The following is a 13,561-nucleotide window of genomic DNA, read 5'->3' on the forward strand; positions in this document are numbered from 1 at the left end:
CTATATCACATTTCAGGATACAAAAAATGCCCAATTATAAAAAATTTGAACGTAACGGTGCTGATGCACCGCGCAGGATGTCTTTGCTCGATGAAATTAAAGAGCTGGACGCACGTATACTTTCCATGGTCTCTCGCAGAAACTTCCTTATGGGGAAGGCTGCAGCGGCAAGAAAACAGAAAGGTCTTCCGCTTGGTGATCCAGACATGGAAAGACGTATATTTGAAACATGGACAGCTGAAGCCGGAAATAAAAAATTCGACATTAAAACAGCGCGCAGAGTATTTGAACAACTCAACAATCTTGCATATGCAACCATTGCTAAGCCCGAAAACCGTAAGCTTTCCTCTTATGTTCTTTCGCCTCCTCATAGAGCAATTGATGTAAATTTTGATGGTCCATGCTCACTTTTCCAGTCCAAACTCTGGATTGCCCTTGCTGCGGCATGTGGTGTTGACGCAACTCTTGCTCCGCTTTGTATAAACGATCAAATCACTGAGCTAGTAAAAGCATTCAACCAGTCAGGAGCACATCTGGCATGGGACGGTGAAGCTGTTGAATCCCGGAGCGGTGACGGAGTTGAGTTTGAAGATAAGCTGATTTTTGCTGGCGATGACCCAATGACTCTTTTCTTGATTATCGCTTTTGGCCTAAAAACCACAGGCAAATTCAAAATAGCAGGTGGTCCTCTACTCAAACAATATGACTCCCGCCCTCTTTCAACAATTTTAGCTCCACTCGGCGCCAGACTTAATACTCTTGACCTCCAGAGCCATGGATTGCCGGCCCGACTTGAGTGCGGTGGACGTATGGCTTCCTCTGTTGAGATAAATGAAGAAACTCCAGCCGGTTTTGTTGCGGCTCTTGTTTTGGCTGCATGGACTTACCCACAGGGACTCACTGTAAAATTTGAAGAAGGCTGGCATGGTTATGCTAAGCTGAAAGAGGTTGTGACTGTCCTTAAAGAATGCGGAGTCAAAGCGAAGCTGACAGAAACTGAATGTTCTGTTCCTTCATCTGCAGCAATTAAATTCCCTGAGTTGCCTAAAATTGGTCTTGAGCCAGAACTTTGTGCAGCACTGCTTTCCATGCCTGCCTTTTCTGGAGGCACAATGACCATCAATGGAGTATGGCCTACGGGTCTTCCTGCTGCAGATGATGCTCTGAGTGCTCTTGAAGCCGGCGGATTAAAAGTTGATGTATCTAAGAACAGCATCACAACAACAAAAGGTGATCGCCCTGTGGATCTGACTATGGATGTTGGGTCTGCAACAGCTCTCTTTCCTGTAGGACTTGCTCTTGCCCTTAATTCTCGTACTGAGTGCAAAATTAAAAACATTGAAGACTCAGCAATGTTCGAACAGGGAATTGAACTTCTCGAACGCCTCGGTATCAGATATGAGCGTGGAGACAATGATCTCTCTATCACTCCCGGAAGACTTAAATGGGACGAAACATGGTCTGCTCCAAACTCTTTTTTTGGAATTGCACTTGGCCTTCTGGCTTGGATGCGCCCAGGTATTTCGATTGAAAACCCAGGGGACCTGACTGATCTTTGGCCTCGTTACTGGACTCTTTACAACAGTCTCCCTGAGATCAATGGACTTAAAGACCCCGAGGTAAAAAAAGAAGATGACTCAAAATCCAACAGAAAAAGAATCAAAATTAATTAGCATCCCAGAGATCGAAATTGAAATTGAGAACTTCAAGAAAGAACTTGAACTTTGTGTAGAGCGTAAAAAAATGCTGATGCAAAGTGAAGATCTGTCTGAAGGAATCTTTTATGCAAAAGAAATTTTCGAATCTCAACAAGATAAATTACGGCTGGAAGCAGAAATTGACATTCGTCAACGGAAAATCAACCGAATCAGACTCGGAATGGAAGGATAAATAGAGTTTCCACGTCTTCATAATAGCTTTAGCGGGCAACTTTTATGAAATACGCGGAGCATCTTCGTACAACAGGACACTTTGTTTTAAATTCGCTACTACAAGCATAAGCTATTAGGAGGTATCATGGGTTTTAATATTACTGAAAAGATTATTTCTCGACATCTGGTGGACGGCAAAATGGAGCCGGGAACAGAAGTCGGTCTAAGAATTGATCAGACACTTACTCAGGATGCCACTGGAACTATGGCCTATCTGCAATTTGAAGCAATGGGTATCGATAAGGTTCAGACAGAACTATCTGTTAGTTATGTTGATCATAACACATTACAGATGGGCTTTCGTAACCCCGATGACCACCAGTACCTGCGCACAGTAGCTGCAAAGCACGGGGTTGTATTCTCACCTGCCGGTACAGGCATCTGTCACCAGCTTCATCTGGAAAACTTTGCTAAACCCGGTAAAACTCTGATCGGTTCTGACAGCCATACACCCACTGCCGGTGGACTTGGTTCACTGGCAATGGGCGCCGGCGGATTATCTGTTGCTCTGGCTATGGCCGGGCAGCCATACTCAATTCCAATGCCTAAAGTTGTTAAAGTTGAGCTTTCCGGTCAACTCAGCGGCTGGGCTTCTGCAAAAGACATTATTCTCCATCTGTTAGGAGAAATGACTGTAAAAGGCGGAGTGGGAAAAGTATTTGAATTCGGTGGAGAAGGAGTCAAAACTCTTACAGTTCCTGAACGCGCTGTTATTACAAACATGGGCGCTGAGCTGGGTGCTACGACTTCAATCTTCCCAAGTGATGAAAACACTCGAGCTTTCTTAAAGGCCATGGGCCGCGAAGAAGATTTTTCAGAACTGATTGCTGATGATGACGCTACTTATGCAGAAGTCGTAAAAATTAATCTTTCTGAACTTGAACCACTTGTCGCGCAGCCGCATATGCCGGATCGTGTGGTTACTGTTAAGTCTCTTGCAGGTCTTAAAGTCAACCAGTCTGCTATAGGTTCCTGTACAAACTCTTCTTACTCAGACCTGAAAACAACAGCTCTTATTTTAAAAGATCAGCAGCTTCCTGAAGGCGTAGATCTTATGATCTCTCCAGGTTCAAAGCAAGTTCTTAAAATGCTTGCTTCAGAAGGTTTCATTGCTCCTCTCCTTGACTCCGGAGCAAGGCTTCTCGAATGTACATGCGGTCCATGCATCGGCATGGGCGGTTCCCCTACATCCGCAGGAGTCAGCGTAAGAACTTTCAACCGCAACTTTGAAGGTCGCAGTGGAACTCAGGATGCAAAAGTCTATCTTGCAAGTCCGCAAACAGCAGCAAAGCTCGCTCTTGCAGGGGAATTTACTGATCCCGCAAGCTGGGGAACACCTCCTGAGAAGATTGACTTTCCTGCTGACATTCCTTCCATTCGCCACCTTTTCATTTTTCCCAATGAAAAGAGTGCTGAAGTTGAAATTGTTCGCGGCCCTAATATCATTCCGCTTGAATCGTTCTCTGCACTTTCAGATGTAATATCATCTGTAGTCCGTCTTAAAGTAGGAGATGATATTACCACTGATCACATTTTGCCGGCAGGAGCACAGATTACTGCTTTGCGTTCTAACATCCCGGCTATCAGTGAATATATTTTCAGCCGCGTTGATGAAGAATTTGTAAGTCGCATGAAAAATTCTGAAAACGGAATTATCCTCGGCGGAGAAAACTACGGACAGGGCTCAAGCCGCGAACATGCGGCCCTGGGACCCCGTCATCTGGGTGTTGTTGCAGTAATTGTCAAGTCACTTGCACGTATTCATCGTGCAAATCTTGTCAATTTTGGCATTCTACCCCTTGTACTATCTGACAAGAGCGATTACGACAAACTTTCCGAGGGAAGTTCTCTTACCATCGATACTACTTCAATCGTTGCTGGTGGCGAAACCGCAGCTACAACTGGTGAAGGAAGTACGATAATGGTTAAAAACGATCTTTCGGAAAAAGAGCTGGCAATAATTAAAGCAGGCGGACTGCTTAATTATGTTGGCAATCAATAAGTAAATGAGTAAGGCAGAGTATCCGTCTAACGGATACTCTGCTGAAAAAAATAGAATAAACATTGAACGCAGCCAAGCTGCAAACGGAGAATGAAGAAGCCATGATGGACATTCTGCGCCAAAATGCCCAGAATTGGGGTATTAAGATCCTTTTCGCAATCATCATCATTGTCTTTGTATTCGCTTTCGGAGTTAGCGGATTCAACGGCAACACTGATCCGGTTATCGCATATGTTAATGATGAGCCAATTCCTACTCAGGAGTTTATCAAAGTATACCGCGAAACAGCCGACTCCATGAGGGCACAGAACCCTGGACTTGCTTCTGAACAGCTTCAATCTCCTGAATTTAAAAAAGCAGTTCTTGGGCAAATGGTCAGCCAGCAGCTTCTAGAAGCTGAGGCAGCTAAACTTGGTATTTCAGTTTCTAATACTGAACTTTCTTACAGCATCAGTAAGATCCCGGCATTCACTAATGCAGAGGGCAAATTTGATGTTAAGATTTACCAGAATTTTCTGAAATCCAGACAGATGTCTGCTGCGACATTTGAAAATGATATCCGCAACAGCCACTTGATTCAGAAGCTTCAGGAATATGTGACTCTGCCGGTTAAGCCAACAATAGCTGAAGCTCGTGAATTGTTTAATACTGCTTCTGAAAAGATTCAGATTGACTACTATTATGTTTCAGGTGCTGATTTTTTAAAGCAGGTGAAAGTCGATGATAAGTCTGTTGAAGAGTATTACAAAGCCAACCCAGATAAATTTACAATACCTGCTCGTGCAGTTGTAAACTACATTGCTTTTACTCCAGAAGAACTGTCTATTTACGAAGTAGTTACTCCTGAAGAAATTGAAAGTTACTACGAAGCACATAAAGACAGCTACGCACAGGAACCACAGGTTAAAGCCCGTCACATCCTGATTATGGTAGATGAAAATGCTTCTGATGCTGATGTAAACAAAGCGGAAAAGAAAATTAAAAAGATTCTTGCCAAAGCTGAGGCTGGGCAGGACTTCGCCAAACTTGCTAAAAAATATTCTGAAGGCCCCAGTGCCGGTAAGGGCGGTGAACTCGGCTGGTTTGGCAAGGGTTCAATGGTTAAACCTTTTGAAGATGCAGCTTTTAATCTTAAAAAAGGTGAAGTCAGCAAGCCTGTTCGCACAAAATTCGGATGGCACATCATCAAAATCGATGACATTCGCAAAGAAGGTCAGAAAGATTTAGATCAGGTCAAAGAAGAGATCAGATCTGCTATAGCTGAAGAAAAAGCATCTGATTCTATTACTGATAAGCTTGATCATGCAATCGACCTTATTGCATCTGGAATGAAGTTTGATAAAGTTTCTGATGAAATCGGTATTGCTATCAAGAACAGTGAGAAAGCAACTTTACAAAACCTGACCCGTGCATTCGGCATGACTGAAAGTGCAGCTAAAACAATTATTGATCTACCAGCAGGCAGCGTAAGCAACATGCCTATAGGAATTGACAACGGATATCTTATTGCTGAAAAAGTTAAAGATATCCCTGCTTCAGTCAGCCCACTGAAAGATGTAAAGGAAGACATTAAAAACTTTCTTTCTCAGCAGCAGGCTATGAAGATTGCTCAAGCCAAAGCAACGGTAATTATGGCGCAACTCATTGATGCCAAAACATCTGCAAGCGCACTTAAGAATATCAAAAAAGAGCTTAGAACATCCGAACCTTTTGGTCGCAACGGATTTGTTCCTAACCTTGGTATGAATCCAAAACTGGCCGAAGCAGCATTTGCTGCCAAAAAAGACCAGTGGCTCTCACAGGTTTTTGAACTGCCCGGCGGATTTATTGTTGCTCGTTTAGATGAACGGGTACCTCCTAAAGAAGAAGCATGGGAAGCTCAGAAGGACATGATCATGAATGCACTGCAGCAGCAGCGCGCAAATGAAGTGTTTAACGCTTTCCTCACAGAATTGCGAACTAAAGCAAAAGTCGAAATTGTTCGCCCCGACATCCTGAATCAGTAGACTTTATAAAGTTGAAAAATTAAGGGTCTGTTCTTTAGGGGACAGACCCTTTTTTATTAGTTAAAACGATGCGTTTAAAACAATTCTTTCTCTTGCACTGTCAACATCAAGAGAGTAACAAAATAAAAAAATCTGCGGCCTGCAGGCCATAGCATTAAAATATGAGGATCTTAAAATGCTTAAAACTCCTAAAGGATATAAATTTGCCAGTATCGATGCTGGGTTTAAATATAGTGGCCGTAATGATTTAGCCTTAATCTTGAGTGATGTTCCAGCTGTTGCAGCTGCAGTTTTTACAAAAAACAAATTTCAGGCCGCACCTGTCACTGTAGGTAAAGATATTCTTGCAGATTCAAAGATTGTGCGTGGAGCCATTATTAATGCAGGACTTGCAAATGCCTGTACCGGAGAGGAAGGCATTGCTGACTGTAAAGAAAGCCTTGAACTTGCTGCAAAGCATCTTGGCCTAACACCTCGTGATTTATTGCCATCTTCAACCGGAGTGATAGGACCACGGTTTGATATGGAAAAGTGGAAAGCTGTCGCTCCTAGATTGGCAGAACAGGTAGGCAAAGATGATGCTGTAAATACTGCTAAAGCCATTATGACTACTGATAAATTTCCCAAACTGGCCTGGGGGGAGATCACATGCGAAGGTAAGCAGATAACAATGCTTGGCATGTGCAAAGGAGCAGGCATGATATCTCCGAACATGGCGACAATGCTAGGATTTATTATTTGTGATGCCGATGTAGACGAGAACTGGTGGCAGGAAACTCTGAATAAATGTATCAATAAATCTTTTAACTGCGTGACTGTTGACGGTGACACCAGCACTAATGATACTGTTCAAGCTTTTGCTAATGGGGCTTCCGGAATAAAAGCAGATACAGATGTGAAACGTTCTGCTCTTGAAGCACTCCTATTAGATATCTGCCAGCAGCTTTCATATATGATAGTTCAAGATGCTGAAGGCGGAACTAAAGTCATGACTATAGATGTATCAGGTGCTGCAACAGACCAAGATGCTGAACTTATGGTCCGTGCAGTAGGCAACTCACCACTCGTTAAAACAGCCCTTTTCGGCGAGGATCCCAACTGGGGTAGAATCGTTGCTGCAGCTGGAAGAAGCGGTGCGGAGTTTGATCCTAACAAATTGACTCTTAGCTTTGGTAAGATTGTTGTTTTTGAAAAAGGAAAACCTGTGCAGGGTGATCTGGATGCCTTGCTGGCACCGCTCATGAGAAAACAAGATATAGACATATTCATTACGTTGGGTGACGGTGAAGGACATTCAATTCTTAAGGCATCTGACCTTACACGTGAATATATCAATATTAATGCTGACTACAGATCATAACATTTTAATATAAGACTACAAATTCGCTATGAATATGATGAAGAATCTTAAAAGCCGAGATAAAATGACCAGACTTGCTGACTTTCTTTTCGAAGTTGGCATGCTGCGTAAAACGCCAAGGACCGGTTACCAGTTTTTAGGAACCGGTTCAGAATCTGTAGCAGATCACTCGTATCGTGTCGCTGTGCTGGGTTATGTTCTAGCTGATATGGCTGGAGCTGATATGGCGCGTACTGTTTTCATGTGCCTCTTCCATGATTTACATGAAGCTCGCACTGGTGATTTTAACTACGTAAATAGCATCTATAATCAAAGCGAAAGAAATAAAGCACTGCAGCATACTCTTGACGGAACAGGTCTTGAAAATAAAATATATCCTTATTGGGAAGAACTTGAAGCAAGCGAAAGCATTGAGTCTAAGCTTGCCCATGATGCGGATCAACTCGATTTTATTTTGAACCTTAAAGAAGAGCAGGACATGGGCAACCCATATGCTGCAAAATGGCTTGAATCTGCAATTAAAAGACTTCGCACTGATGAAGGCCAGAAATTAGCCGATAAGATTTCTGAAACAGACCACAAAGACTGGTGGTATTTAGGTCCACCACCAAGCTGGTGGGAAAATAAACATGGACTTGATGACGAAGAATAAATATATAATATAATCTTGAATTAAAAATTAACGATCAAGACCGTTAAACCAAGCAATACCAAGTGTTGTCGCTTTTATTTCTTAACTCATTATGTTAGAGATGCAGCTCAAACTTAAGTAAAGTAATGAGATAGGCACCTCTTGATTTATTAATCCAATAAACACAGATTGTTATGATGAACCAGACTAGAACTGAAAATAAATTTCTGCTCCCTTTTACTCTTCTAGGTAAAATAAGTACGAACATACTTGGAGAAGCAGGGGCCATGTGCATCTTTCTTTTTCAAGGAATCATGCATATTTTCAGTTCATTTGGTATATTCTCCAAAACAGTTAAAGAACTTTACTTCATTGGAGTAAAATCAATAACTGTAATTTCTCTGATCGGCCTATTCACCGGAATGGTGATCGGTCTGCAGACATATTATGCATTAGCTAAATTCGGTTCTGAAGGATTTCTCGGAGCTGCTGTCTCTCTTTCCCTTGTCCGCGAACTTGGCCCAGTACTGACTGCAATAATGCTGACAGGTCGTGCAGGCTCGTCAATGACTGCAGAAATCGGTGTAATGCGTATTTCCGAGCAGATCGATGCACTTGAACTCATGGATATCAACCCTCTGAGTTTTCTGGTCAGCCCTAAAATTCTGGCTTCACTTATTTCATTCCCGATTTTAACTGCACTTTTCGATCTTATAGGTATCATAGGTGGTTATTTGACAGGGGTGGCGCTGCTTGGCGGCAATTCAGGTGTTTATTTTTACCGTGTTCACTCCTCTCTTTCTTGGACTGATATATCTGCGGGATTCAATAAATCTATTGTTTTCGCTGTAATAGTATGCACGGTATGCTGCTTTCAGGGTTACTTTACCCACTTCCGTAAAGACGGCAAAGGTCCAGAGGGAGTCAGCCAGGCAACAACAACGGCCGTTGTCATGTCATGTGTAATGGTCCTTATTTCTGATTACATTTTGACTTCTTTATTTTTTTAGGATTCCCCAATGAACAGATCAGCACCTGATATTAAAATTGAAAACCTGACCATCGGCTATGATACGACCGTAGTGGTAAATGATATCAATGCGACTCTTCCCGGTGGTGGTATTTCTGTTATCCTTGGGCGGTCAGGTTGTGGCAAGTCTACTTTACTAAAAAATATCCTTAAGCTGAACACTCCAATGAGTGGAGCTGTTTATCTGGGTAAACACAATATTTTTGAGCTTAAGCCTAAGGCTTTCAGATGCCTGAAGCAACGCATTGGCGTTCTTTTTCAAGATGGAGCACTACTCGGAGCATTGACGCTTTTTGATAATGTATCCCTTCCACTAAAAGAACATACAAAGCTTAAACAACCTGAAATTTATGAAGTTGTAAAATCTAAGCTCAGCCTTGTCGGGCTTGAAAATTTTATGGACTATTATCCAAATGAACTTTCAGGTGGAATGCGCAAACGTGCCGGCCTTGCGCGGGCAATGGTAATGGATCCTGACATCCTTTTTTGCGATGAACCTACATCAGGTCTTGATCCAATCAACTCAGCAGAACTGGACGGACTACTGCTTGAACTCAAAGAACGATTTGATATGACAATCGTAGTAGTCAGCCATGACCTGGCAAGCATGAAAACCATTGCCGACTATATTGTTGTATTAGGAGAAGGGAAAACACTTTTCCGAGGCCATAAAGATGAACTTATGGCTACAACAGACCCTTATTTAAGACAATTTTTAGATCGTGAAGGAGAAAAACGATTTACTCCAAGAGTAACAACCTCTCCCCTTGATCCTTCGGTAATGAAGATGGACTGCACCAAGTACATTGGTGACTATGGAAATAATTAATTTTAAATGGATTTAGGCATGAAAAAGTATCCCAAGGAAACAGTGGTCGGTTTTTTTGTATTTCTCGGACTGATCGCCATTATTTATATGAGTGTAAAGCTCGGTGACGTGCAGATGTTTTCTGACGATCATTATCATGTTAAAGCCAGTTTTAATGATATTACCGGTTTACGAGTCAAATCACCGGTAGAAATGATGGGGGTTCCCATCGGCTACGTTACAGACATAAATCTTGACCTGAAAAATCAGAAAGCTGTTCTCACTCTTAGCATTGAAAAAAGAATTGAACTCCTAGATGATGCCATAGCATCAGTCAAAACTAGCGGTTTAATTGGTGATAAATATGTAAAAATAACCCCCGGTGGAGTTGGTGACCCCATTGAAGAGGGGGGAATGATTATTGAAACAGAATCAGCCATTGATATTGAAGACTTGATAAGTAAGTATGTTTTTGGCAAGGTTTAATATATTAACTTTAAAATAACCGGTTCCACAAATGAAACGAATTCTATCCATATTTACTATAGTCATAATTCTTTGTGCTACATATGGGGTCTGCTATGCTGACTCTGAAAACTCTCCTATGGTGCGTTTACGCGCAGGCATTCAGGGTGTCATTGAAATTTTGAATAACCCTGAGTACAAAGGACATCCTGAAAAAAATGCTGAAAAGGCTGATAAAGTTCGAGAAACTATTAAAAACTTTTTTAATTTTGAAGAACTTTCCAAACGTGCTGTTGGTCGGCCATGGCTCAAGTTTACTCCTGAAGAGCGGACTCACTTCGTAGACCTTTTCACCCAATTGCTTGAACAAACATACCTAGGCCGTATTGAAGATTATTCAGGAGAAAAGGTCGCATTTGACAAAGAGACCATAGTTAAGGGAAAATACGCACAGGTTGATACACGTCTACTAACAGGCGATAAAGATATTCCCGTTTTCTACCGCTTAAAACTTGTGGATGGAGAGTGGGATGTTTATGATGTCAAAATTGAAGGTATCAGCCTTGTAAGAAATTATAAGACACAATTTGCGGGAATTATTGATACAAGTACTGACGCCGCTTTTGCTGCAAGTAAAAAAGAACTCTTTGCACGACTCGATAGAAAGTGCAAAGAACTCGATAAAACTAATAATGCTACTGCCTCACAGCAAAAGCAATAAATAACGGAAAAGCCCATGACACGGACATATTCTACATCCCTTCTAGCATTCATAGTACTCACTTTTATACTGCTGACATTTCCATCGCAGGTAAGATCAGAAGAAACGACAGAGCCAATTCTTGTTGCACAAGTCGGATCTGGAATCATCGGTGCAGTAAAGAATAACCCCGAAGAATATGCTGGAGACGAATTCAGCGAAGACTTATGGGGCGACTCTGAGCACAATGAGCAAGCTGAATCTTCTGATCCCTGGCAGGGATATAACCGTGCCATGTTTGATTTCAACGACTTTATGTACTTTAATGTCATGAAGCCTGCGACAAAAGGATATATGTGGGCAGTTCCTTTACGCCCTAGAACATGGGCTAATAACTTTTTCCAGAATATGCTTTACCCCGTAAGACTCACAGGTTGTCTGCTACAGGGTAAATTTTTTACAGCGGGTGCTGAAACATCCAAATTTATCGCCAATTCTTTTTTCGGTTTAGGCGGTCTAGGTAATGTTGCAGGTGAAGCACAATCAACAATGCCGCTTTATATTGGTGACGAAGATATGGGGCAGACATTCGGCGTTTGGGGTATTCCCAATGGACCGTATGTAGTTCTGCCACTTCTGGGACCTTCCACTGTTCGTGATGCAGTTGGATTTGGAATTGATACCTTTGCTCTAAACCCTTTCTGGTGGTTCGGCATCCCTTGGTATTATTCACTTTCAGCAGGTGCATACAACCAGATCAACAAACTTTCCTTCCATATCGGAGAATATGAATCGCTTAAGGAAGGTGCTATTGATCCTTACCTTGGTTTAAGAGATGTCTACCTGAATTATCGGGCTAAACAGGTTCGTGATTCTAGAAACAATCCGGACAGGCCTAAACCCCAAATGACAACGAACCCTGATGCAACACCACAAAAAAAATAACCTAAAGTGAAAATTGCAGTTATCTCAGACACACACCTCCGTGAGCCGAATAAAAGGCTTACGGAGGTTTTTAATACCCACCTTGCGGATACAGACCTACTGCTTCATTGTGGTGACTTAGTCTCTTTTTCCGTCTGGCAGTTTTTTTGCCAGCATCCAAACTTTCATGCCGCCTTGGGGAATTGTGATGAATGGCAACTTTCAGATTATTTGCAGGCCCTACAGTCTGTATCTTTTCATGGACTAAAAATCGGCATTGCTCACGGCTGGGGCAGCCGTTCACAGGTATCACTAAACGTGGTTCAATCCTTCGGGACGGGTTATGATCTTGTTTGCTATGGACACACTCATATACGAGACTGGTCTATTGTAAGGGGTGTGCAAATGCTTAACCCCGGCAGCCTGACATCGCCCAGAGATGACCTTCCTCCTTCCGTTGCAATTGTCAGTGTAGACGATGAGGAAAATATGGAATGTACGTTTATTCCTGTTGATTGATCTGTGCAGGTATTATTTTTTTCATTAACTGTCCGTTGCGGGACAATTAAAATTTATATTCTTATCCGATTATTTTTTAAAATATTTTCAATAACCACATTTATATATGAATTCTTTTATTTCAGAGAATTTAAAAACAAAGGCCGTTGTAGAATTTTCTACAACGGCCTTTGTTTTTAAAAATTGTTTATACTATGCAAATGGATCACTAAGCAATCTATATTCACTTATTTTCTCTTCTAATATCCCTTTTCCGACCATTTCAGCAAGGAGAGAGGGTAACCTGTCAGTTTCCCCTTTAGCGAGAACCTTATCCCCTTCAAACTTCAAATAAGAGATAGGTATATATTCTGTTTTACCTCTTTTAAAGAGAGCAACAAGAAAACGGTCTGTCAGTTTCTTACCATCTGCCATTTTAAAATCCTCCTTTGCAAAATACTAATCCAGCATGAAGTTGCGTAAACCAGTGAAAAATATTTGAGCAGCAATTGATGCAACAAGAAGTCCTGTTAATCGACTCATAATTCCGAGCCCTCTTTTACCAAGAAGACGCTTAAGACCTGAAGAGACAAATAACAGAAATCCCAAAGTTAATACAGCAGCAACAAGTGCAGAACAGGCAAAAGCCATATCCTTATATCCATGAACTGCTGACCCCATAACAAGGAGAGCACCTATAGTTCCGGGACCGACAATAATAGGCATAGCAAGCGGTACAACTGCAATATCATCATCTTCCCCTCCAGCTTCAAATTTCTTTGTGCCGCCGCCGACCATGTTCAGTGCGGAAAGAAATAGGACTGCTCCAGCGCCGATGCGGAAAGCATCCAGGGTAATGCCGAAAAGCTCAAAAAGATATCGGCCATAAAGATATATTATCAATGAGATTATAATTACTGCAAACGTGACTTTAACAGCAATTTTCCTACGTTCAGCTGGGCTCATCTCCTGCGTAAGAGAAAGAAAAGCCGATATAGCAAAAAAAGGTGTTAAAATAAAAAACAGCTTTAAATATGTCTGAAAAAAAATTGGTAACATATAAAACTCTACTAAATTTAAAATTAATTTTTAAAAATAGACACTTATTAATTATCTATTTGCAACGAGAACTTACTCACAAAGTTAAAATCCTCAGACAAAGCTTGCCTGAGGATTTTTTAGATCTGATCTATATATTTTCTCCCG

The 13,561-nt window shown here is 41.7% G+C and carries 14 protein-coding genes; 12 read left to right on the forward strand and 2 right to left on the reverse strand.

The annotated features are described in order from the left end of the window. Positions 1-26 precede the first annotated feature (26 nt). The 12 genes from H589_RS0101680 (at position 27) to H589_RS18975 (ending at position 12,376) form a co-directional block, all read left to right on the forward strand. A complete protein-coding gene (locus H589_RS0101680) occupies positions 27-1,673 on the forward strand; it encodes a chorismate mutase (RefSeq protein WP_027720412.1) in 1,647 nt (548 codons plus the stop codon). After that, complete coding sequence (locus tag H589_RS0101685; protein ID WP_027720413.1) at positions 1,633-1,890, forward strand: hypothetical protein; 258 nt, start codon at positions 1,633-1,635, stop codon at positions 1,888-1,890. Before H589_RS0101680 ends, H589_RS0101685 begins: the two co-directional genes overlap by 41 nt. Before the next feature lie 126 nt (positions 1,891-2,016). Then, entirely contained in the window at positions 2,017-3,933 is a 1,917-nt protein-coding gene (locus H589_RS0101690; protein WP_027720414.1) for an aconitate hydratase, read from the forward strand. Positions 3,934-3,995: 62 nt separating this feature from the next. Beyond that, positions 3,996-5,939, forward strand: coding sequence for a peptidylprolyl isomerase (locus H589_RS0101695; protein WP_245577017.1), 1,944 nt, complete (start codon positions 3,996-3,998; stop codon positions 5,937-5,939). Positions 5,940-6,114: 175 nt separating this feature from the next. Next, positions 6,115-7,299, forward strand: coding sequence for a bifunctional glutamate N-acetyltransferase/amino-acid acetyltransferase ArgJ (gene argJ, locus H589_RS0101700; protein WP_027720416.1), 1,185 nt, complete (start codon positions 6,115-6,117; stop codon positions 7,297-7,299). Between the two features lie 34 nt (positions 7,300-7,333). Further along, positions 7,334-7,951, forward strand: coding sequence for an HD domain-containing protein (locus H589_RS0101705; RefSeq protein ID WP_084146848.1), 618 nt, complete (start codon positions 7,334-7,336; stop codon positions 7,949-7,951). 173 nt (positions 7,952-8,124) lie between these two features. Then, positions 8,125-8,940 carry an MlaE family ABC transporter permease gene (locus tag H589_RS0101710; protein ID WP_027720418.1) on the forward strand — a complete coding sequence of 272 codons (816 nt, stop codon included), beginning with the start codon at positions 8,125-8,127 and terminating at the stop codon, positions 8,938-8,940. Between the two features lie 9 nt (positions 8,941-8,949). Further along, positions 8,950-9,789: an ABC transporter ATP-binding protein gene (locus H589_RS0101715; RefSeq protein ID WP_027720419.1), complete on the forward strand. Its 840-nt coding sequence runs from the start codon at positions 8,950-8,952 to the stop codon at positions 9,787-9,789. Positions 9,790-9,807: 18 nt separating this feature from the next. Then, complete coding sequence (mlaD, locus tag H589_RS0101720) at positions 9,808-10,254, forward strand: outer membrane lipid asymmetry maintenance protein MlaD (RefSeq protein ID WP_027720420.1); 447 nt, start codon at positions 9,808-9,810, stop codon at positions 10,252-10,254. A gap of 31 nt (positions 10,255-10,285) precedes the next feature. Continuing rightward, a complete protein-coding gene (locus H589_RS0101725; protein WP_027720421.1) occupies positions 10,286-10,954 on the forward strand; it encodes a Tgt2/MlaC family protein in 669 nt (222 codons plus the stop codon). Between the two features lie 15 nt (positions 10,955-10,969). Next, positions 10,970-11,878 carry an MlaA family lipoprotein gene (locus H589_RS0101730; RefSeq protein WP_027720422.1) on the forward strand — a complete coding sequence of 303 codons (909 nt, stop codon included), beginning with the start codon at positions 10,970-10,972 and terminating at the stop codon, positions 11,876-11,878. A gap of 6 nt (positions 11,879-11,884) precedes the next feature. Continuing rightward, positions 11,885-12,376: a YfcE family phosphodiesterase gene (locus H589_RS18975; protein ID WP_035074681.1), complete on the forward strand. Its 492-nt coding sequence runs from the start codon at positions 11,885-11,887 to the stop codon at positions 12,374-12,376. A 192-nt stretch (positions 12,377-12,568) separates the two neighbouring features. Here H589_RS18975 and H589_RS0101740 read toward each other — a convergent pair whose 3' ends face one another. After that, on the reverse strand, positions 12,569-12,790 hold the full coding sequence (locus H589_RS0101740; RefSeq protein WP_027720423.1) for a hypothetical protein: 222 nt from the start codon (positions 12,788-12,790) through the stop codon (positions 12,569-12,571). A gap of 24 nt (positions 12,791-12,814) precedes the next feature. Continuing rightward, on the reverse strand, positions 12,815-13,414 hold the full coding sequence (locus H589_RS0101745) for a MarC family protein (RefSeq protein WP_027720424.1): 600 nt from the start codon (positions 13,412-13,414) through the stop codon (positions 12,815-12,817). Between the last annotated feature and the right edge of the window lie 147 nt (positions 13,415-13,561).

Source organism: Maridesulfovibrio zosterae DSM 11974, assembly GCF_000425265.1.
In the GTDB taxonomy this organism is placed as follows: domain Bacteria; phylum Desulfobacterota; class Desulfovibrionia; order Desulfovibrionales; family Desulfovibrionaceae; genus Maridesulfovibrio; species Maridesulfovibrio zosterae.

Excerpts from the sequence above, each read along its gene's own strand:
- H589_RS0101680 (WP_027720412.1), top strand. The coding sequence starts at position 27 with ATGCCCAATTATAAAAAATTTGAACGTAACGGTGCTGATGCACCGCGC.
- H589_RS0101685 (WP_027720413.1), top strand. The coding sequence starts at position 1,633 with ATGACTCAAAATCCAACAGAAAAAGAATCAAAATTAATTAGCATCCCA.
- H589_RS0101690 (WP_027720414.1), top strand. The coding sequence starts at position 2,017 with ATGGGTTTTAATATTACTGAAAAGATTATTTCTCGACATCTGGTGGAC.
- argJ (WP_027720416.1), top strand. The coding sequence starts at position 6,115 with ATGCTTAAAACTCCTAAAGGATATAAATTTGCCAGTATCGATGCTGGG.
- H589_RS0101705 (WP_084146848.1), top strand. The coding sequence starts at position 7,334 with ATGATGAAGAATCTTAAAAGCCGAGATAAAATGACCAGACTTGCTGAC.
- H589_RS0101710 (WP_027720418.1), top strand. The coding sequence starts at position 8,125 with ATGATGAACCAGACTAGAACTGAAAATAAATTTCTGCTCCCTTTTACT.
- H589_RS0101715 (WP_027720419.1), top strand. The coding sequence starts at position 8,950 with ATGAACAGATCAGCACCTGATATTAAAATTGAAAACCTGACCATCGGC.
- mlaD (WP_027720420.1), top strand. The coding sequence starts at position 9,808 with ATGAAAAAGTATCCCAAGGAAACAGTGGTCGGTTTTTTTGTATTTCTC.
- H589_RS0101725 (WP_027720421.1), top strand. The coding sequence starts at position 10,286 with ATGAAACGAATTCTATCCATATTTACTATAGTCATAATTCTTTGTGCT.
- H589_RS0101730 (WP_027720422.1), top strand. The coding sequence starts at position 10,970 with ATGACACGGACATATTCTACATCCCTTCTAGCATTCATAGTACTCACT.
- H589_RS0101740 (WP_027720423.1), bottom strand. The coding sequence starts at position 12,790 with ATGGCAGATGGTAAGAAACTGACAGACCGTTTTCTTGTTGCTCTCTTT.
- H589_RS0101745 (WP_027720424.1), bottom strand. The coding sequence starts at position 13,414 with ATGTTACCAATTTTTTTTCAGACATATTTAAAGCTGTTTTTTATTTTA.